The sequence below is a fragment of the Peribacillus sp. P4_C12 genome (assembly GCF_056402095.1).
The window spans coordinates 17,633-35,517 of the sequence record NZ_JBFUIB010000021.1; the positions used below are offsets into that span (position 1 = coordinate 17,633).

19 protein-coding genes and 1 pseudogene are annotated in these 17,885 nt (G+C 37.4%); 16 read left to right on the forward strand and 4 right to left on the reverse strand.

Features of this window, described 5'->3' with window-relative positions; translation table 11 throughout:
* The first annotated feature begins 54 nt into the window (after positions 1-54).
* From AC1DUW_RS06600 to AC1DUW_RS06635, 8 genes are all read left to right on the forward strand, one after another.
* Positions 55-354: a DUF2294 domain-containing protein gene (locus AC1DUW_RS06600; RefSeq protein ID WP_082527362.1), complete on the forward strand. Its 300-nt coding sequence runs from the start codon at positions 55-57 to the stop codon at positions 352-354.
* Positions 355-553: 199 nt separating this feature from the next.
* A complete protein-coding gene (locus AC1DUW_RS06605) occupies positions 554-1,603 on the forward strand; it encodes an ABC transporter substrate-binding protein (RefSeq protein WP_053347703.1) in 1,050 nt (349 codons plus the stop codon).
* Between the two features lie 18 nt (positions 1,604-1,621).
* Positions 1,622-2,551 carry a nucleoside hydrolase gene (locus AC1DUW_RS06610; RefSeq protein ID WP_098176020.1) on the forward strand — a complete coding sequence of 310 codons (930 nt, stop codon included), beginning with the start codon at positions 1,622-1,624 and terminating at the stop codon, positions 2,549-2,551.
* Positions 2,552-2,575: 24 nt separating this feature from the next.
* On the forward strand, positions 2,576-3,397 hold the full coding sequence (locus AC1DUW_RS06615) for an ABC transporter permease (protein WP_098176019.1): 822 nt from the start codon (positions 2,576-2,578) through the stop codon (positions 3,395-3,397).
* Between the two features lie 6 nt (positions 3,398-3,403).
* On the forward strand, positions 3,404-4,192 hold the full coding sequence (locus AC1DUW_RS06620; protein ID WP_053347700.1) for an ABC transporter permease: 789 nt from the start codon (positions 3,404-3,406) through the stop codon (positions 4,190-4,192).
* Positions 4,193-4,206: 14 nt separating this feature from the next.
* Positions 4,207-5,271, forward strand: a complete 1,065-nt coding sequence (locus tag AC1DUW_RS06625) for an ABC transporter ATP-binding protein (protein WP_056520062.1) — start codon at positions 4,207-4,209, stop codon at positions 5,269-5,271.
* A gap of 16 nt (positions 5,272-5,287) precedes the next feature.
* Positions 5,288-7,006, forward strand: coding sequence for an adenine deaminase C-terminal domain-containing protein (locus AC1DUW_RS06630; RefSeq protein WP_477642235.1), 1,719 nt, complete (start codon positions 5,288-5,290; stop codon positions 7,004-7,006).
* A 649-nt stretch (positions 7,007-7,655) separates the two neighbouring features.
* A complete protein-coding gene (locus tag AC1DUW_RS06635; protein ID WP_477642236.1) occupies positions 7,656-9,560 on the forward strand; it encodes an endonuclease MutS2 in 1,905 nt (634 codons plus the stop codon).
* Positions 9,561-9,694: 134 nt separating this feature from the next.
* Here the strand turns inward: AC1DUW_RS06635 and AC1DUW_RS06640 are convergent, their stop codons facing one another.
* Both AC1DUW_RS06640 and AC1DUW_RS06645 read right to left on the reverse strand, forming a co-directional pair.
* On the reverse strand, positions 9,695-9,838 hold the full coding sequence (locus AC1DUW_RS06640) for a YrzO family protein (protein ID WP_152952320.1): 144 nt from the start codon (positions 9,836-9,838) through the stop codon (positions 9,695-9,697).
* Between the two features lie 36 nt (positions 9,839-9,874).
* Entirely contained in the window at positions 9,875-10,840 is a 966-nt protein-coding gene (locus AC1DUW_RS06645) for a DMT family transporter (protein ID WP_098176016.1), read from the reverse strand.
* A gap of 138 nt (positions 10,841-10,978) precedes the next feature.
* Between AC1DUW_RS06645 and AC1DUW_RS06650 the strand changes: the two genes are divergently transcribed.
* From AC1DUW_RS06650 to AC1DUW_RS06665, 4 genes and pseudogenes are all read left to right on the forward strand, one after another.
* Positions 10,979-11,851, forward strand: coding sequence for a LysR family transcriptional regulator (locus tag AC1DUW_RS06650; RefSeq protein ID WP_477642237.1), 873 nt, complete (start codon positions 10,979-10,981; stop codon positions 11,849-11,851).
* 58 nt (positions 11,852-11,909) lie between these two features.
* A pseudogene (locus AC1DUW_RS06655) lies at positions 11,910-12,302 on the forward strand (carbon starvation CstA family protein); the annotation flags it as partial.
* The gene (locus AC1DUW_RS06660; protein ID WP_477642238.1) at positions 12,302-12,535 is read left to right on the forward strand and encodes a hypothetical protein; all 234 of its coding nucleotides are present in this window, start codon (positions 12,302-12,304) and stop codon (positions 12,533-12,535) included. The pseudogene AC1DUW_RS06655 and the gene AC1DUW_RS06660, both read left to right, overlap by 1 nt.
* Positions 12,536-12,549: 14 nt before the next feature.
* On the forward strand, positions 12,550-12,705 hold the full coding sequence (locus AC1DUW_RS06665; protein WP_082527361.1) for a DUF1540 domain-containing protein: 156 nt from the start codon (positions 12,550-12,552) through the stop codon (positions 12,703-12,705).
* A 607-nt stretch (positions 12,706-13,312) separates the two neighbouring features.
* Here AC1DUW_RS06665 and AC1DUW_RS06670 read toward each other — a convergent pair.
* Both AC1DUW_RS06670 and AC1DUW_RS06675 read right to left on the reverse strand, forming a co-directional pair.
* Positions 13,313-13,963 (reverse strand): O-methyltransferase, encoded by a 651-nt coding sequence (locus AC1DUW_RS06670; protein WP_477642239.1) that lies wholly within the window; start codon positions 13,961-13,963, stop codon positions 13,313-13,315.
* Positions 13,950-14,306 (reverse strand): hypothetical protein, encoded by a 357-nt coding sequence (locus AC1DUW_RS06675; protein ID WP_477642240.1) that lies wholly within the window; start codon positions 14,304-14,306, stop codon positions 13,950-13,952. Before AC1DUW_RS06675 ends, AC1DUW_RS06670 begins: the two co-directional genes overlap by 14 nt.
* 493 nt (positions 14,307-14,799) lie before the next feature.
* Here AC1DUW_RS06675 and AC1DUW_RS06680 point away from each other — a divergent pair, with 493 nt between their 5' ends.
* From AC1DUW_RS06680 to AC1DUW_RS06695, 4 genes are all read left to right on the forward strand, one after another.
* The gene (locus AC1DUW_RS06680; RefSeq protein ID WP_477642241.1) at positions 14,800-16,866 is read left to right on the forward strand and encodes a BglG family transcription antiterminator; all 2,067 of its coding nucleotides are present in this window, start codon (positions 14,800-14,802) and stop codon (positions 16,864-16,866) included.
* Positions 16,863-17,129 (forward strand): PTS sugar transporter subunit IIB, encoded by a 267-nt coding sequence (locus tag AC1DUW_RS06685; protein ID WP_477642242.1) that lies wholly within the window; start codon positions 16,863-16,865, stop codon positions 17,127-17,129. Before AC1DUW_RS06680 ends, AC1DUW_RS06685 begins: the two co-directional genes overlap by 4 nt.
* A gap of 17 nt (positions 17,130-17,146) precedes the next feature.
* A complete protein-coding gene (locus AC1DUW_RS06690; RefSeq protein ID WP_053347686.1) occupies positions 17,147-17,413 on the forward strand; it encodes a PTS sugar transporter subunit IIB in 267 nt (88 codons plus the stop codon).
* 30 nt (positions 17,414-17,443) lie between these two features.
* The coding region (locus tag AC1DUW_RS06695; protein WP_477642243.1) for a PTS transporter subunit IIC at positions 17,444-17,885 on the forward strand (442 nt) is incomplete at its 3' end.

The following is a 17,885-nucleotide window of genomic DNA, read 5'->3' on the forward strand; positions in this document are numbered from 1 at the left end:
GTGATAGTCATCTTACCGATAAACTCTAACGAAACGAAGAAATTGCTTTCTCATATGTATAATGAGGTATCGAAGGAATTGTTCGGCTTTGGTACGACGTTGCTAAAGGTTACTGTTGAGCTGAATGTGATTACATTTCAGGCCAAACATCGACGTGCCCCACGTTCTGAAGCTTTAGAGGGAGAAGTTCCTAGCCTAAAGCAAGAGGTTGATTTTCATATGTCACTGCTTTATAAAAAGAAATTAAGACAAAAGTTAGAAACGCAAACGGATTGGGATATTGAAGCCGTTCTAAGAGATTATGACTCAGCGACGCAACGGGCATTTACCAATATAGTATTGAAAGAAAAATAATATAATAATATAAATGGATTTCCACTTCGGATTTATCTGGAGGGAACGCCACAAAAGAACCAAATGATAGGTTTTATCTTTGTTTACAAAGAAAAGACAATCTTGGGTAGAATTTTTATTCTATTTAAGATTGTCTTTTTTTACATTTATATTAGTAAGAAAGGCAACTTTAAACATATAAAAAACGGAGGTTTAATTGATGAAAAAAATAATTAGCTCATTTATGATGTTATCGGTTTTTGCATTAGTTTTAGCTGCATGCTCTTCAAATGAAAATACTTCTGATGGGAAAAAGCCAACAAAATTAGTCATTTCAACTTGGGGATTTGCTGAGGATTTCTTTCGACCTGAAGTTTACGAACCATTTGAAAAGGAACACAATGTTGAAATTGTAATAGATTCAGGAAACAATGCAGATCGATTGAACAAAGTGCGTCAAGCAAACACCGATGTGGATGTTATCTATCTATCCGACTACTATGCACAACAGGGAATCGATGATGGTTTGTTTGAAAAAATTGATCATAGCAAGATTTCGAATATTGATAAAATTTATGACAAAGCAAAAGCCCCAAATGGCGATGAATATGGACCAGCCTATACAATTGCGCAATTTGGAATTGCGTATAACCCTGATGAAGTGAGTAAACCAATTTCCTCTTGGAAAGATCTTTGGAGTAAGGATTTAGGTGAAATTACAATTCCATCAATTACTTCAACAACTGGACCAATGTTTTTAGATGCTGCTTCAAAAGTCAGTGGAAGTAATGAGTTTGATGAAGATAAAGCCTTTGGTCAAATGAAAAAAGTATTGCCAAATGTTGTTAAAGAATATGGACAAACATCTGAGTTTGTCAACATGTTCTCGCAAGGAGAAATTGCTGCAGGTCCAATAATGGAAATGTACTTTGGCGATTTACAGGAAGCCGTTCCTAATGCTAAGTTCGTTTCCCCTAAAGAAGGCGGATACGCAGTCATGAATACGATGAATATCGTAAAAGGAAGCGATCAAAAAGAATTATCTGAAGAATTTATTAATTACATCTTGAGTAATGAAGTTCAGGAAAAATCAGCGAAAGCGAAGATCGACTCTCCAGTTAACACAGAAGTTAAGCTATCTAAAACAGAAGCAAAAGGCTTAACGTATGGAGAAGATGTTGTTAACAGATTATTTGTACTAGATATGAAGTTTGTTAATGAAAACTCTAAACAATGGATTGATCGTTGGAATCGTGAACTTGCACACTAAGAAAAAGAGGTTTGATCGATGAAAAAAAAATTGATTCTCGATGTGGATACAGGAATAGATGATGCAATCGGGATCATTCTTGCTGTTAAAAGCCGTCAATTTGACATATTAGGCATTACAACAGTAAACGGGAATGTATCACTTGATACTGCCACACGGAATACATGCAAAATACTAGATCTGTTGGGTGAACAAGAAATTTCAGTCATTAAGGGGGCAGATACTCCAATTATCAGGAATTCCTTTTTTGAACATCGAGTTCATGGGGAAGACGGTCTTGGAGGTGCCTTAAAGAATGTTGAAGTTAACAAGCAGCCTGATGATGGCTTTGCTTCTGACTTTATTATTAATTCCATTTTAAATTTCACTAATGAAGTAACACTTGTCATGACGGGACCTCTTACAAATTTGGCCCTGGCAGTTAAAAAATGTCCGCAAATTACCAAGCTTGTGAAAGAAGTTATCTTTATGGGAGGAGTTGTACAAGGGGTGGGCAATGTCACACCAACCTCGGAGTATAACACGTTTGTCGACCCTGAAGCAGCCAAAATTGTATTACAAGCGGGGTTCGAATCAATTACACAAGTTGGTCTTGATGTCACAAGAAAGGTTCTTCTAACAGAAGAGCATATACAATTGATTCAAAACAGTACACTTGCTGACTATATAAGAGACAGTACGTCTGAATATCGGAAAAGGTATTTTGAACGTAATAATATTTGGGCGTGTGCAATGCATGATCCATTAGCTGTAGGTATTGCTTTGCAAAAAGATCTTGTCACTAGTGAAGAATACTATGTGGATGTTGAAACAAAAAGTGAGATTTGTGACGGGCAGATGGTTTGCGACTTTCAAAACCGGCTGATGAAGCCAGCAAATGCAAATGTTTGTCTAGACGTCAATGCGGAGGCGTTTTTCAACCTGTTTATTCGCATAATCAATTCATAAATAATATGAACAGGGGGTTACGAGGTGAAAAAACGTTATCTATACCTGTTGCTGTTGCCAGGTGTTCTTTTTTTAACGATTTTTATGATTGTTCCAATCTTCTTAACGATTGGAACGACATTTTTTAATGAAAGTGGCTTTACTATCCAAGGGTACCTCGATTTTTTCAAAGATCGATACTTCATTGAAATTCTGCTCACGACACTTAGAGTGAGTCTGTTCACGACTATTATTTGTATTCTGTTAGGATTTCCAGCAGCCTATTATATTTCTAAGCTAGGAAAAAGAACAAAAGCTATCATGCTTTTGTTGACAATTTTCCCACTATTAACAAGTCCGGTTGTTCGATCATTTAGCTGGATGGTGATTATCGGTAAAAACGGCGTGATAAATAAATTGCTGCTGAGTATGGGCTTGATCGACAAACCACTCGACATCTTGTACACGCCAACGGCTATTATTATCGGATTAGTCCATTTATTTTTGCCATTGATTATTGTAACACTGGTAGGGGTGATGGAGAATATCGAAACGGATCTATTAAAAGCAGCGGAGAGTTTAGGTGCTTCAAGATTAGCGGTATTTTCAAAAGTGATTATTCCGCTTTCGGTTCCAGGTTTGGTCATTGGTAGTATTCTTGTTTTTGTAGGGAGCTTTACTGCGTATACAACGCCAGCATTACTTGGTGGGAAACAGCGTGTTATTTCGACGTTTCTCTATCAAAATGCCATTACATTGAATGAATGGCAAGTGGCATCAATTGTCGCTACGATAATGATCGCAGTAACGGTTCTTATCATATCAATAATGAATGGTTTGGCTAAAAAATTAAATCCAAAGGGGTAGAGGTGTATGCAGGAAAAAAATCGAGGATTGGCCCTGTTTACCTTCCTGGTGTTTCTCTTTTTACTAGGGCCTTTACTTATCATATCCGTTACGTCATTTGAAGGCGGCAATATTTTAAAATTCCCGCCAGAAGAATTTTCTTTAAGATGGTATGAAAATATTTTTAATGTGGAAATGTTTTTAATTTCGTTTAAAACGTCCATTCTAGTTTCACTTGCAGGCAATCTTTTGGCTCTTTTACTAGGAGTGCCAGCTGCCTATGCATTAAGCCGATTTGATTTTAAAGGGAAAACAATCATAAATGCATTTTTTGTCTCTCCTATATTAGTTCCGGGAATTGTGTTGGGCTTTGCGTTTTTACGATACATTGTGGGGACGTATCAGCTACCGATTTATGCGGCACTGTTTGTAGGACATACAGTCATAATGCTTCCTTTCATTATACGTGTGATTTCTTCAAGCTTATCAAATTTTGACTTTTCAATTGAAGAAGCGGCTGAGAGTCTAGGAGCGAGTAAGGTGGGAACCTTTTTTACAGTGGTCCTCCCGAATATAAAATCAGGAATCTTAGCAGCTGTCATGATTGCCTTTTTAGAATCCTTCAATAATGTAGACATTTCAGTGTATATGACAGGTCCTGGGGTAAGCACGTTTCCGATTCAGATGCTGACATATGTAGAGAACTACTTTGATCCTACCATTTCAGCTATTTCGGTATTACTCATGATCATTACAGCTTTCTTCATGTTTATAGTTGAACGGCTAATGGGCTTGTCCTATTTCACAAAACGATAAGGAGGTAATAATGGATGGCTTTATTTACATTACAAGATATTTCTGTAGCTTATAATAAACAAAATATTTTAAAAGACTTCAATCTTGAGATTGAAAAAGGAAAGCTAGTTTCTCTTCTGGGCCCTAGCGGCTGTGGAAAAACAACAACTTTGCGTTTAATTGCTGGATTTTTACAGGCAAACGAAGGGAAGTTTTTATTTAAAGATAAGGATTATACGAAAGTACCTGTTAACAAGCGGAACTTTGGCTTTGTGTTTCAAAACTATGCATTATTTCCGCATTTGTCCATTTTCGATAATATTGCATTCGGTCTTCGGCTTAGAAAGATTTCTAAAAGTGAAATTGAAAAGCGTGTTATGAATGTGCTAGAAATTGTTAATCTAAAAGGATTTGAAAAGAGATATCCACAAGAGCTTTCTGGAGGACAAAAGCAGCGAGTTGCGATTGCAAGGGCACTCGTCATTGAACCTGATATCCTATTATTTGACGAGCCTTTGAGTAATCTTGATGCAAATTTGAGGGTGAATATGAGAGTTGAGATTCGCCGTATCCAACAAGAGCTGGGGATTACAACGGTGTATGTTTCGCATGATCAGGAAGAATGTTTCTCCATCTCTGATCAGGTAGCGATTATGAATAAAGGTGTCATTGAGCAGCTTAGCGATCCTGCGTCTATCTACAAATATCCTGAAACCAAATTTGTCGCTGACTTTATCGGTTTTAAAAACTTCATTGATTTTGATAAGCGCGTGGATCACGAGGATAAAATTGAACTTAGTAAGTCGGGTTATGTCTTTGTGATACAAAAGGACGCACAAATGACCAATTTATCTGGAAAAATAGGAGCTATCAGACCGGACGATCTATTAATTCGGGCAAAAGATATCTCTGAAGTTGTTTCGGAAAATAGTATATCTGGCCGAGTTAAAGTTAGCACGTATCTGGGAAGAAGCTTTCAATATGTTGTTGAAACTCCAATAGGAGATTTCACTGTGAACAAGGAAATGACAGAATCTTATCGTGCTGGTCAGGAAATTGTCCTTGAAATTCCGAGAAACCAGATGGTGCTTGTTGATTAGCTTAGGAGGGTAAGTTATGCAAATAGATATGCTGGTAAGAGATATCTACGTTTTTAACAGCTATTTTAAAAGATTTATTAAAGGAAATGCAGCTATCAAAGACGGGAAGTTTTATTATATTGGAGATCGGGAAATAGAGACCTTCCAGCCGGATCAGATTATTGATGGGCATGGTAAGTATATGGTTCCAGGTCTGATTGATATCCATTTACACATTGAAAGTACGATGGTAACGCCGTCCACTTTTTCCTATGGGGTAATCAAAAATGGCGTGACAACTATTGTGCCGGAACCACATGAAATGGCCAATATATTCGGAATTTCAGGTGTTAAGGAAATGATTAAAGCGAGTAAAGAGTGCGTAGCAGATATGTTTTATGCAATCCCGAGTTCTGTTCCTGCGACGTCGATGGAAACAACAGGCGGTTCTATTGAAATTAGCGACATAGATGAATTGATCCAAACAGAAGACATTAAATGTCTGGGTGAAATCATGAACTACTATGAGATTATTTCCGACCCGGATTGTAAAACGAATCAGATTTTGTCTCATATCCGTTCTCGTTATCCCGATTTAATAATAGAGGGGCATGTTCCGAAACTGCTCGATTTAGACTTACAAAAGATAGCATATGCCGGAGTAAATTCAGATCACACCCACCAAACAGTGGAAGGAATGGATGCTAGGATTGCTGCTGGTATGTTTCTTGAGATTCAAGAAAAATCAATGACTAAAGAAGTTATCGATTACTTAAAGGAAAAACAAGTAGATGAACATTTCTGCTTTGTCACCGATGATGTTATGACTGACTCTCTTCAAAAAAGAGGACATCTCAATGTCCTTTTAAAGAAAGCGATTCAAATGGGCTTGTCTCCGGAAAAAGCCATTTATGCGTGCACTTACACACCTGCACAGCGGATGAGAATGTATGACCGGGGTACCATTGCACCAGGGAAAGTGGCTGACTTTCTGCTGGTATCAAACTTGGAAAACTTTGACATTGAACAAGTATACAAAAAAGGTGAGCTTGTTTATGAATCTTCACAGCCATATATGCAAGTAGTAAAGGAGAGACAATTTCCTGAGGCGTTTTATCAAAGTGTGAAGCTTGAGGCACTTACAGAAGACGATTTTGATGTCCCACTTTCACACAAGCATGACCGTTGCAAATGCCGCATTATAAACGTGCAGAATGGTTCAACTTTTACAAGTGAGACACATGATATGCTTGATATAAGAGATGGTAAGTTATGCTGGGAAGAAAGCTCTTACGGTTTAATCGCAACATTTGAACGATACGGAAAAAACGGTAATCGTGCGCATGGGTTAATCACAGGGGATGTTTTAAAGCGGGGAGCAGTCGCCACCACCTATTCCCATGATAACCATAATCTATTGGTGATTGGTCGCAATAAGCAGGATATGCTGATTGCCGCTAACGAAGTAATAAGGAAGCAAGGCGGAGTCTGTTGCGTAGAAGATGGTAAAGTCCTTTCCATGATTCCTCTCCCGGTAGGAGGAATTCTTTCGGAAGAGCCATTAGACATTGTATCGGAACAGGTTCAGCATCTAACTAATGCACTTAAGTCGTTAGGATATGAACATTACAATGTAATTATGTCATTGAGCACTTTATCGCTTCCTGTCAGCCCGGCTCTAAAAATAACGGACCATGGATTAATCAACGTAAATGAAGGGAAAATTGTCCCTCTTATAGTAAGTGATGAGGATTAGTTTAGTATATAAATCATTTCTACATTAAATCAGGGAAAAAACTGATACCAAAAACCATGTAAAGTGGGATTGGCTCAGTTTTTTCTCTTTTTAATCCAGTATTGTATTTTTAATTTTTGGCTTTCCTATCTAGCTGTCAATTTACGGTAATAAATATTTTCTCTGTATGGTTATTGAATTTTATTGACTCTTTTTTACTTATATGGTATAATTTTTCCAATCTAAGAAAAGGTGTGGTGTTTTATGTCGGGAGTAGGTATCAACTAATTTAGTTGAATAAGGTTTTTTAATCACTGGTTTATCAGTGCATTAAGTGTGCCTTTTTTTACAGTGTAAATATGCACTGTAAATACCTACCTTAAGACTGCTTCCTTTTCCATAATCGTGTAACATAAAGGTGTTACGACGAAAAGCATGGTGGGATTTGTCCTGCCATGCTTTTTCGTTGTAAGTAGGTCTATTTGATCTGCCGATTTTGTTATCGATAAAGGTCCTTATTATCTATAAGGCCGATGCCCGCAGGAGCTTTCTACTCAAATGAATGGCTGTCAATGCAGCCTGTTCATTTGTAAAGGTAGGAGGACTTTTGCGGGCATTTTTTTGGAATCGAGGATTTTTAATCTCTCACTCATTCAAGGAGGCAATCATAATGAATAAGATGACATATGAAAAATTACAATATATAGAATTGAAAGAAATGGTGAAAAACCATTGCGTAAGTGGTTTAGGAAAAGCGTTGTTGGATCGGCTTCAGCCAAGTACTCAGTTGAATGTGGTTAAAATTCGTTTAAACGAGACGACTGAGGCGAGGAATTTACTGAATGCTGAAAACCATATTCCCTTAAAAGGAATATCTAATGTTGGATACCAAATTGAAAAGCTAGAAAAAGGAATGATTTTAGAACCATCAAAGTTAGTTGCAATAGCAGATTTCTTAAGAGGCTGCAGGAATATTAAGAAATTTATGAACGATAAAGAATTCTTCGCACCCACATTGCATGCCTATGCTCACTCCATGACTGAATTCAGGAGTATTGAAGAAGATATTCAATTCGTTATAAAAGGAAATATGGTTGTTTCCGAAGCGAGTAAGGATTTGAAGCGAATTCGAAACCAAATAGTTAAGACAGAATCTAAAATAGAGGAACGCTTAAATAAATTCTTAAAGAGTGGAGCCAACAAAGAGTTCATTCAGGAGTTTTTTATCAGTAAAAAAGATGATCGCTTTACGATCCCCATTAAAGCTTCTTATAAAAATCAGGTGGCTGGAACAATCGTGGAAGTATCATCTAAAGGGGCAACAGTGTTCATTGAACCAGCATCTGTGACCAAATTAAATGTAGAATTAGCGAGTCTAAAAGCTGAAGAATCGATGGAAGTGTATCAACTTTTAGCAACTCTATCCGGTACGATTTACGAGGAACTGAAACCAATAAAAATAAATATAGAACTAATCAGTCAATACGACATGATTTTCGCAAAAGCAAAGTTCAGTAAAAGCATGGATGCCATTGAACCGAAAATCAATAATCATGGTTATATTCAGTTGAAAAGTTGTAAACATCCTCTTTTGCCCCAAAATAGCGTACCTTTGGATTTTGAGATAGGTAAGGACTATCGCAGCTTGATTATTACAGGTCCTAATGCCGGCGGTAAAACAGTGGTCCTGAAAACAATCGGTATCCTTACATTGGCTGTTATGTCAGGGTTTCATGTTGCAGGAAACGTGGGGACGGAACTTGCAGTCTTTGATCAAGTATTTGTCGATATTGGCGATAATCAAAGTATTGAAAATGCACTCAGTACTTTTTCATCACATATGAAAAACATCTCAGATATCATGAGTGCATCAACCAATAATTCATTGCTTTTATTCGATGAAATAGGGAGCGGGACGGAACCGAATGAAGGCGCAGCTCTAGCTATTGCAATACTCGAGGAATTTTATCAAATGGGCTGCATAACAGTTGCAACAACCCATTATGGTGAAATCAAACGCTATTCGGAAATACACAGTGATTTTATGAATGCGGCCATGCAGTTCAATAGTGAAACACTAGAGCCACTGTATAAGATAGTGATTGGTAAGTCAGGGGAAAGTAACGCACTCTGGATAGCGAAAAAAATGGATGTGCGCGAAAAGGTTTTGCAAAAGGCAAAGCTTTATATCGAGAATAAAGACTATGACTTGAACCGTATCCAAGAAGGTAAAATCAAAAAACCGAAAGTAGCGGCGGTTCCAAAGGAAGCATTGTATGAATTTGAAGTTGGAGACAAGGTAAAGTTAACTGAACTGAATGGTTATGGCATTGTATATAAAAAAATGGATTCTTACAATAATGTAGTTGTGCTTTTCGAAGATACATTCATAGAGGTTCACGTTAATAGAATGGAGCTTGAAATAAAAGCCATCGATTTATATCCTGAAGGCTATGACCTGAATTCTTTATTTGTCAGTTACAAAGAAAGGAAATTGAAGCGGGACCTTGAAAGAGGATCCAAAAAGGCGTTGAAGAATGTAGCAGCGGATATACGGAAGAAACTTGGTGAATAGTACGGTCATGAGACAGTAAATAAACCATTTTATATCAAACCAAAGTGCAAAAAAGCCTCTCTAAATGATAGGCTTTTTTGCATATTATTCGTTGCTTTTGCTTACAGGCACTACCAAAAGTCTATTTTTGATTATTACTGATTTCTTTTACTTCTATCATTATATAGATTAATTAATTCTGCATTTTGCTTATTCATTTTTTTCACATTCTTATTAATCGTTGCCAATTCCCATAGTACAGCTAATCCAAAGATTATCATAAGCGTTAAGTAATCCATTGTTGTCCTCCCAATTGATGTTTTGTACCTTTATAATTAAGCGATTCTTTTTACTTTCCTTGGATTCAATTCTTCAACTTGGGAAGGCAAGTTTTTTCTTTGATAATAATTGTTTTGAATCAATGCATATATCACTAAAAAAGTTCCCAGTAATTCGAATGATGAAAGTGATCCCCCTTGGATAAAAACAATGACTAACGTGGTTATCGGAACTACATTGATAAATAGAATTCCATTAATGGGAGTTAAAAGTTTAATACCTAAATTCCAGCTTAATAGTGCTATGGCACCGGGGAAAATAATCATAAAAATCATCTCGCCATAAATGGATTGGATAACCTCTGCTGTAGGGACGGACAGGCCCAGGACAGTTGCAAAGAATGTTATGATTCCTGATACAGATGTTCCTAAAATGCACGTTAAAGTTGAATAGCGGAGTGTTGACCATCCACTAAACTGGTTGCCGCCTATCGTATATATAACCCATCCTATAACCCCAATAAGAATGAAAAGGATAGGAATGATGCTGTCTTTCAATAAAAATAGGAATGATAAGTTTCCATTGGTGATAACAAGAATGGCCCCTATTAAGGCAAGGAGCATACTGGCGATGGTATATTTCATGGGTCTTGCATTTTTGAAAACCCACATTATCATAATTGAAATCATAGGCATTAATGATTCCATGATGGAAGCAACAATTACCCCGTTATGGCCCAGTAAGTCTTGACCTGAGAAAATGAGAAAATTATATACTGTAAACGCCATCGTTCCAAAAAACAATAAATTCTTTCCTTTCCCTTCCAAGCAAAAAGACTTCTTTCCCTCTTTAATTAAAAGCAATATCCCTAAAATTATGCTAACAGCTAAATATCGTAGAAAAGAGAAATAAATAGGATCAATATACCTTAGTGCCCTTTCTGCAACTGGAAACATGGCTCCCCAAGAAATACTGGCTGTCAAACATAAAAGTGCACCGATTAAAACTTGATTTTTCTTCATTAAAAGCTTCCCCTCAAAAAAAATAATGATTGATTAAATTCCTATACACACCTTATGATAAAGTCATTATCATGTAAAATGACTTAAAATGAATATAACCATCATTATTAATGATATTTTAGAAAGGGGGTCACTTATATGGAAATGCGGGATTTGCAAATATTCCAGTGCGTCGCTAAATATGGAAGCATAAGTAAGGCAGCTGTTGAGTTGAATTACGTCCAATCCAATGTAACGGCGAGGATTAAGCATCTGGAGCATGAGTTACGGACGCCTTTATTCAATAGGCATAAACGTGGTATGTCTTTAACTGCAGAGGCCCGAAAAATGCTAGAGTATGTAAATAAAATTTTGCTTGATATGGAAGAACTCAAGCAAGTATTCCTGGATAGTGAAACACCTACAGGGATATTGAACATCGGTACAGTTGAAACGGTCAGCGGTCTTCCTAAGATTCTAGCCTCTTATCATAAACAGTATCCAAATGTCGATTTATCCATAAAGGCTGGGTTAACAGAGGATTTAATTAAAGATGTAATTGAACATAGGCTAGATGGCGCTTTTGTTACAGGGCCGATTAAACATCCACTCATTCAGCCGTACGATGTGTGTACAGAAAAACTTGTTTTAGTTACAAGAAATGAAACATTAAACCTTGAAGAATTTTTAACAGAACCAATTTTAGTATTCAGTCAGGGGTGTGGATATCGCTTTAAACTAGAACAATGGTTGAAAGAAGAAGAAGTGATGCCTAAAAGGATTATGGAGTTCAATGTATTAGAGACCATCTTAACCAGCGTAACACTCGGCCTTGGCATAACCCTCGTACCACAATCAGCGGTAAATCACCTTGCAGCCAATGAAAATGTGCATGTTCATGCAATTCCAGAAGAGTACGGCAATATTTCGACTGTCTTCATTCACCGTAAAGATGCTTATTTGACAAACTCCATGCAAAGCTTCTTACAAACAATTGAAGCTCATCATGAATGTACGGTTAAACAGATTTAAGCAAAAGCTTGGAACCATTCCTGAGCCAATATGGAGGTCTGGGGGCAGCTCTTTTTTTAGAGTCGACTGGTTACCGGGTAACATCTTCGCCAGTGCGTTAGCCTGCTTTATTTGGGGCTATCTTCTCTACTCTGGAGACATTGGTTCAATTTGGGCACTCTTTGGTGTATCAAATCAGCTTATGGCCTCGATTGGACTCATCATCGGAGCGACTGTCGTCTTAAAAATTGCAGACAAACGTTGGTATATATGGACATGCCTCGTACCTCTTGCCTACTTATATGTAACGGTTAATGTAGCGGGGTACTGGATGGTAAGAAACGTATACTTAAATGGTGTATTATCTATCACCATGTTATGCCTAGGATTAGTCATTCTTATTTCAGCCTTGAAAAAATGGCGGGAGCTTTGGAAGATCCCACAAGCCGAACTTTTGGAAAAGTCAGCATAATGTTAAAGAATCCGGGCAGATTCATTTATATCCAATCAACTTCAAAAGAATATAGTGAACAGATAAAAAAACGACCTAATGTCTTAATATCTAAACAGTTTAACGAGAAAAAAGTCCTTTGTTGGTTAAAAAGCTTTTATTTCCCGATTCATGACATTTATTTTAAAGTGAAGGAACTTGAGCCTGAAAAAGGAAGTATCAATAACCCCAACTTTGTTAATGATAGCAGATGAGGAGGTGTGATACTATGGCAAAAGATGTTCTATGTGAAGTGAATAATTGTAAATTTTGGGATTCTGGAAACAAATGTAGTGCAGATGCTATTTATGTAGTTAGTAATAAAGGGAAACAAGCATCTAATAGCGAAGAAACTGATTGCAAAACATTTGATCCAGAAATTTAAATCATCGGGGGTAACCATCATACTGGTTACCTTTCTTTATTTATATTATTGATAATAATTATCATTTTCATTCAAGATTATAGAAATTCATTTTATTTTTTTTCATGACCACGAGAGATTGATCGATATCCTCGAGAGATTGATCGATATCCTCGAGAGTTAGTGCGATAAACTCGAGTTAGAGCGATAAATTCTGAGTTTGGGCGATAAATTCAAGAGTTTGAGCAATTTACTCGTGAGTTTGGCTGTTTTACTCGTGAGTTTGGAGCTGTTTACTCGTGAGTTTGAGCAATTTACTCGTGAGTTTGAGCAATTTACTCGTGAGTTTGAGCAATTTACTCGTGAGTTTGGCTGTTAACTCGTGAGTTTGAGCAATTTACTCGTGAGTTTGGCTGTTTTACTCGTGAGTTTGAGCTGTTTACTCGTGAATTTGGCTGYTTTACTCGTGAATTTGGCTGTTTTACTCGTGAATTTGGCTGTTTTACTCGAGAGTTTGAGCAATTTACTCGTGAGTTTGAGCAATTTACTCGTGAGTTTGGCTGTTTACTCGTGAGTTTGAGCTGTTTACTCGTGAGTTTGAGCTGTTTTACTCGTGAGTTTGAGCAATTTACTCGTGAGTTTGATCGATTACTTTTGAAATGGTCAGCCCATCACCGATTGGAATCAGCAGGGATTCTAATTGAGGATGATTGGCCACAGTTTCATTGAATGTCTTCATAAATGCAGTATAATGTTTAGGTTCAGCATCCTGATCCGCCACACTGCCTCCCGCAAGTACGTTATCCATGACGATTAAAGCACCCGGCTCCGCCAGTCTAATGCAATATTGCAGGTAATTTTCATAATTGTCCTTGTCAGCATCTATAAAGAAAAAATCAAATCGCTTGTTATCACCAACGAGTTTTTCAAGGCTTTGCAAAGCTGCTCCRGTCATATATGATACTTGATCGCCAAAGCCAGCTTTGGATAGATTGGCATAAGCTAACTTTGCGTATGACTCCTTTAATTCAAGGGAGGTTAATTTTCCTTCGCTGCCGAATCCCCTGGCAAGGCAAATTCCGCTATAGCCCCCAAGAGCTCCTATTTCCAAAACATTTTTAGCTCCTGAAATGGATATAAGCATGGTAAGAAGTTTTCCAGATGAGGGAGATACCGATATGGACGGCATTCCATTTTCTTGTATGGTCGTAATGACTTCTTCCAAAAGAGCATCTTGGGTATAAAACAATGAATCGATATAACTGTTAATTTGTTTCATTCATTTCAATTCCTTTCTCATCATTATTGGAAGTTTCCTTTTCTTCACTTTTCTTATAGGCTGCCTCACTTTCTTGTATTTCAAATAATTGAATAAATTCGTTGATTAACATATCAATGGCTTTCAATTCACCGACTAAGATTTGGTTTATGGATTGAAACTCTGGTTTATCTAATTGCTCCTTGATGGTCGAACGTTTAAGATTCATCATTTCTAAAAAAGCAATTGCCCTTCCACGGCGAAACGTTTTTGGACCACGATGGTGTGAACCATGGTCTTTTCCTTTGTAATGCTCTCTGTGATGTCCATCTTTCTTAGAATCCTTGAATTTTTCATTTCTCATGTTAAAACCTCTTTCTGTGTATACGATTGTATACATATCGTTATGTTTATTATCGTATACAATCGTATACATATTGTCAATTTGGATTCAAATATTTACGCATATCGTGGTATGCTTGGTAAATTTAATATTAAGAAATGTATGATCTTCAAGCTTACATGTAATTCTTTTATTTATAAGGTCCAGTTAAACAAAGAACCCGTTTATATCTTCTGGAAAAACATCATTATAAAAAGTAATGGTAACAGGCTAAATGAATTCCATAGAATAATCCTATAGTAGTCTAGTGAAGGGAAGTAAAAAATATACGTCTTATTTATTAAACCTACATACGTACATGAACGAAAAAATCTTAAACAAGTGAATGCCGTAATGTGCACAAATGTTTATAGAGTATATTGTTGTGCAGTCCATGTGACAACAATCGGACTTAGAAACGATTCATTTTCAATAAGAAGTAAGATATCGTAGAAGCAGGGAGAGGGATAAGAGAATGTTTTTAGATGAAAGAAGCGCCAATTTACTAAAACTATTACAGCATTCGCCCATTTCAAAAATGAAAGAAATTGAAGCACAAACCGGTCTGACAAGAAGGCAAATACAATATGGCCTGAATAAAGCGAATGACTGGCTCCAATTTCAAGGATATCAGCCCATTCAATATAATCGTGAAACAGGCTATTCCTTTTCTGGAAACATCAGAGATGAAGAATTGAACGTAAAACTGACAAAACGCAATTATATATTTTCAGAGACAGATAGAGAAAAAGTTTTTTACCTCATGATTTTACTAAGCCAGGAAGAATTATCCGTCTATCATTTCCAATCGATCACAGGGCTTTCTCGAAATACTGTGTTGAAAGATTTAAAGCAGCTTAAGGAGAAAAACAGGAACATAGAGCTTAAGATCCAGTATTCCAAACAAGATGGTTACGTGATGAAGGGGGAAAGTCGATTAAAGAGATATATCATCGAACATCTCGTACATGATGTACTGAACAGCCCAAATAGTGAATTGATCTTGGAGTGCATATGGGGAAATCAAGAAAAACAAATAAGCTCAATCCGGTTACAGCTTGAAAGAATCGAGCGTAAATTGGGCATTACCTTTACGGATGAGCGGCTTCATGAACTGACATATTTGTTTTTATGTACAGATCAGCTCATTGGAAAAGGAGAAGAATTACAATCTGATCAGAGCTGGGCGCCTTTTGTTACAACTGAAGAATATAAAATGGTTGAGGAAATGACCAAAACCGATGCTTTTCAATCAGTATGGAGCGAAACGGAAAATTTATACGCAACCTTACATTTACTAAGTATGAATAGAACGAAGGATATTTCCCCTCTTAAGGATGATGAAGTCATTCAACATCTTTTGCAGGAGATTGTGGAAGAGTTTGAGAGATTGGCTTTTGTTCATTTACATGATAAAGAACAGCTATGCCAACAATTGTACGTTCATTTTAAACCGGCTTATCATCGTCTAAAATATGGGCTCCCACAAATGAATCTGATGACAGAACGGGTGCAGAAGGTCTATCCTGAACTGCATCATCTGACCAAAAAATCTCTATGGTTATTAGAAAAAGAGATTGGCCGTTCAGTATCTGAAGAAGAAATAGCATACTTTACTATTTATTTTGGCGGATGGCTGCGCAAGCAAGGGACAACATTGGATGATCGAAAAAGAGCGATTGTTGTATGCCCGAATGGTATAGGAATCAGCAATATTCTCATTTATACATTGAGAGAATTGTTTCCGGATATTTTATTTTTGGATGTTCTTTCTGTTCGAAATGCCGCTGATTATCGACTGTCGTACGATCTTGTTTTTTCAACGGTGCATATGAGAACAAAAGCAACTTTATTTGTTGTACCGCCTATATTAGAAATGCAGGACAAACATAAGCTGCGTCAGCAAGTCATGCAGGAATTGTATGGGTATACGACGGACAATGTAGATGTTGCAGCATTATTAAAAGTCATTTCCAAGTATGCAACCATTCATGAACCGGATCAGCTTGAAAAGGCACTTCAATCAAATGTGTATAATCACACACCAAAAGTAACCCAATTTTCTTTAAAGGAGGCAGAGAAACCTGTGTTAGAAGAATTACTCAACATACAAACGATTCAATTAAAGTCGCATGTTTCAGATTGGAAAGAAGCCATTCAAGTCGCGGCCAAGCCTCTCGTGGATTTAGGAACTGTCGAAGAGCGATATGTGGAAGCCATGATTGAGGCTATAGAAATGAATGGCCCATATGTGGTCATCACGCCTGGAGTGGCCATACCTCATGCGCGTCCGGAGCAGGGAGTTCGCTCTTTATCCATGAGTCTGTTGAAATTGGACGAATCTGTGGACTTCGCACCAAATAAACCGGTCCGGCTGATTATTGTTTTGGCAGCTGTAGATAACGATTCGCATTTGCGGGCATTAATTCAGCTCACTCAATTATTGAATGAACCAGCTAATATTGAGGAGATTTTACAGACTGCAGATAAATCTGTACTTATGGAGTATGTTCATAAATATTCAAAGGAGGAAGCGGAATGAAAATCATGGTAGTGTGCGGAAACGGATTAGGCAGCAGTTTCATAATGGAAATGAATGTGAAAAAAGCATTAACGGAAATGGGAAAAACAGCTGAGGTAGATCATACAGACCTTACATCTGCAAAAACAGTGCAAGCGGATATTTTCCTTGGAGCAGCGGATATTGTAGACCAGCTAGATGATGGAACCCGAAAAATCGTTACGCTTGAAAATATGATGAGCATTCCTGAAATCAAATCTAAATTAGAGTCGCACTTAGGATAAAAAAAGGAGAGATTGATATGAAGAAAATCATGGTAGTGTGCGGGAACGGATTAGGCAGCAGTTTCATTATGGAGATGAATGTGAAAAAGGCATTAACGGAAATGGGAAAAACGGCGGAGGTAGATCATACAGATCTTACATCTGCAAAAACGGTACAGGCGGATATTTTCCTTGGAGCAGCGGATATTGTAGGTCAACTTGATGATGGGACCCGTACAATTGTTACCCTGGAAAACATGATGAGCATTCCTGAAATTACATCGAAATTAGCGTCACATTTATAATAAAAAACAGAATGAAGAGGGGGAGAGGCAATGCTGGAACTTATCATGAATGACATCTTAGGTACACCTTCCATACTAGTAGGGCTGTTTGCTCTCATTGGCTTGCTGTTACAGCGAAAGTCCAGTGCTGATGTTGTATCTGGAACGCTAAAAACAGTTATGGGCTTCATTATCATTGGAGCGGGAGCGACAGTACTTGTTGGCGCCCTTGATATTTTTAGTCAAATGTTCGATCATGCGTTCAATGTTCAAGGCGTCATACCAAATAACGAGGCCATTGTCGCAGCAGCACAAAGTGATTTTGGTACTTCGACTGCACTTATTATGGTATTTGGTATGGTTGTCAATGTTTTACTAGCTCGTTTCACGCCATTTAAATATATATTTTTAACTGGCCATCATACATTATTTATGGCTTGTTTAATTGCGGTCACCCTGTCGGTCGGAGGGCTTAACGGTGTTCCGCTTATCC

Excerpts from the sequence above, each read along its gene's own strand:
- AC1DUW_RS06600 (WP_082527362.1), top strand. The coding sequence starts at position 55 with ATGTATAATGAGGTATCGAAGGAATTGTTCGGCTTTGGTACGACGTTG.
- AC1DUW_RS06605 (WP_053347703.1), top strand. The coding sequence starts at position 554 with ATGAAAAAAATAATTAGCTCATTTATGATGTTATCGGTTTTTGCATTA.
- AC1DUW_RS06610 (WP_098176020.1), top strand. The coding sequence starts at position 1,622 with ATGAAAAAAAAATTGATTCTCGATGTGGATACAGGAATAGATGATGCA.
- AC1DUW_RS06620 (WP_053347700.1), top strand. The coding sequence starts at position 3,404 with ATGCAGGAAAAAAATCGAGGATTGGCCCTGTTTACCTTCCTGGTGTTT.
- AC1DUW_RS06625 (WP_056520062.1), top strand. The coding sequence starts at position 4,207 with ATGGCTTTATTTACATTACAAGATATTTCTGTAGCTTATAATAAACAA.
- AC1DUW_RS06630 (WP_477642235.1), top strand. The coding sequence starts at position 5,288 with ATGCAAATAGATATGCTGGTAAGAGATATCTACGTTTTTAACAGCTAT.
- AC1DUW_RS06635 (WP_477642236.1), top strand. The coding sequence starts at position 7,656 with ATGAATAAGATGACATATGAAAAATTACAATATATAGAATTGAAAGAA.
- AC1DUW_RS06640 (WP_152952320.1), bottom strand. The coding sequence starts at position 9,838 with ATGGATTACTTAACGCTTATGATAATCTTTGGATTAGCTGTACTATGG.
- AC1DUW_RS06645 (WP_098176016.1), bottom strand. The coding sequence starts at position 10,840 with ATGAAGAAAAATCAAGTTTTAATCGGTGCACTTTTATGTTTGACAGCC.
- AC1DUW_RS06650 (WP_477642237.1), top strand. The coding sequence starts at position 10,979 with ATGGAAATGCGGGATTTGCAAATATTCCAGTGCGTCGCTAAATATGGA.
- AC1DUW_RS06660 (WP_477642238.1), top strand. The coding sequence starts at position 12,302 with ATGTTAAAGAATCCGGGCAGATTCATTTATATCCAATCAACTTCAAAA.
- AC1DUW_RS06665 (WP_082527361.1), top strand. The coding sequence starts at position 12,550 with ATGGCAAAAGATGTTCTATGTGAAGTGAATAATTGTAAATTTTGGGAT.
- AC1DUW_RS06675 (WP_477642240.1), bottom strand. The coding sequence starts at position 14,306 with ATGAGAAATGAAAAATTCAAGGATTCTAAGAAAGATGGACATCACAGA.
- AC1DUW_RS06680 (WP_477642241.1), top strand. The coding sequence starts at position 14,800 with ATGTTTTTAGATGAAAGAAGCGCCAATTTACTAAAACTATTACAGCAT.
- AC1DUW_RS06685 (WP_477642242.1), top strand. The coding sequence starts at position 16,863 with ATGAAAATCATGGTAGTGTGCGGAAACGGATTAGGCAGCAGTTTCATA.
- AC1DUW_RS06690 (WP_053347686.1), top strand. The coding sequence starts at position 17,147 with ATGAAGAAAATCATGGTAGTGTGCGGGAACGGATTAGGCAGCAGTTTC.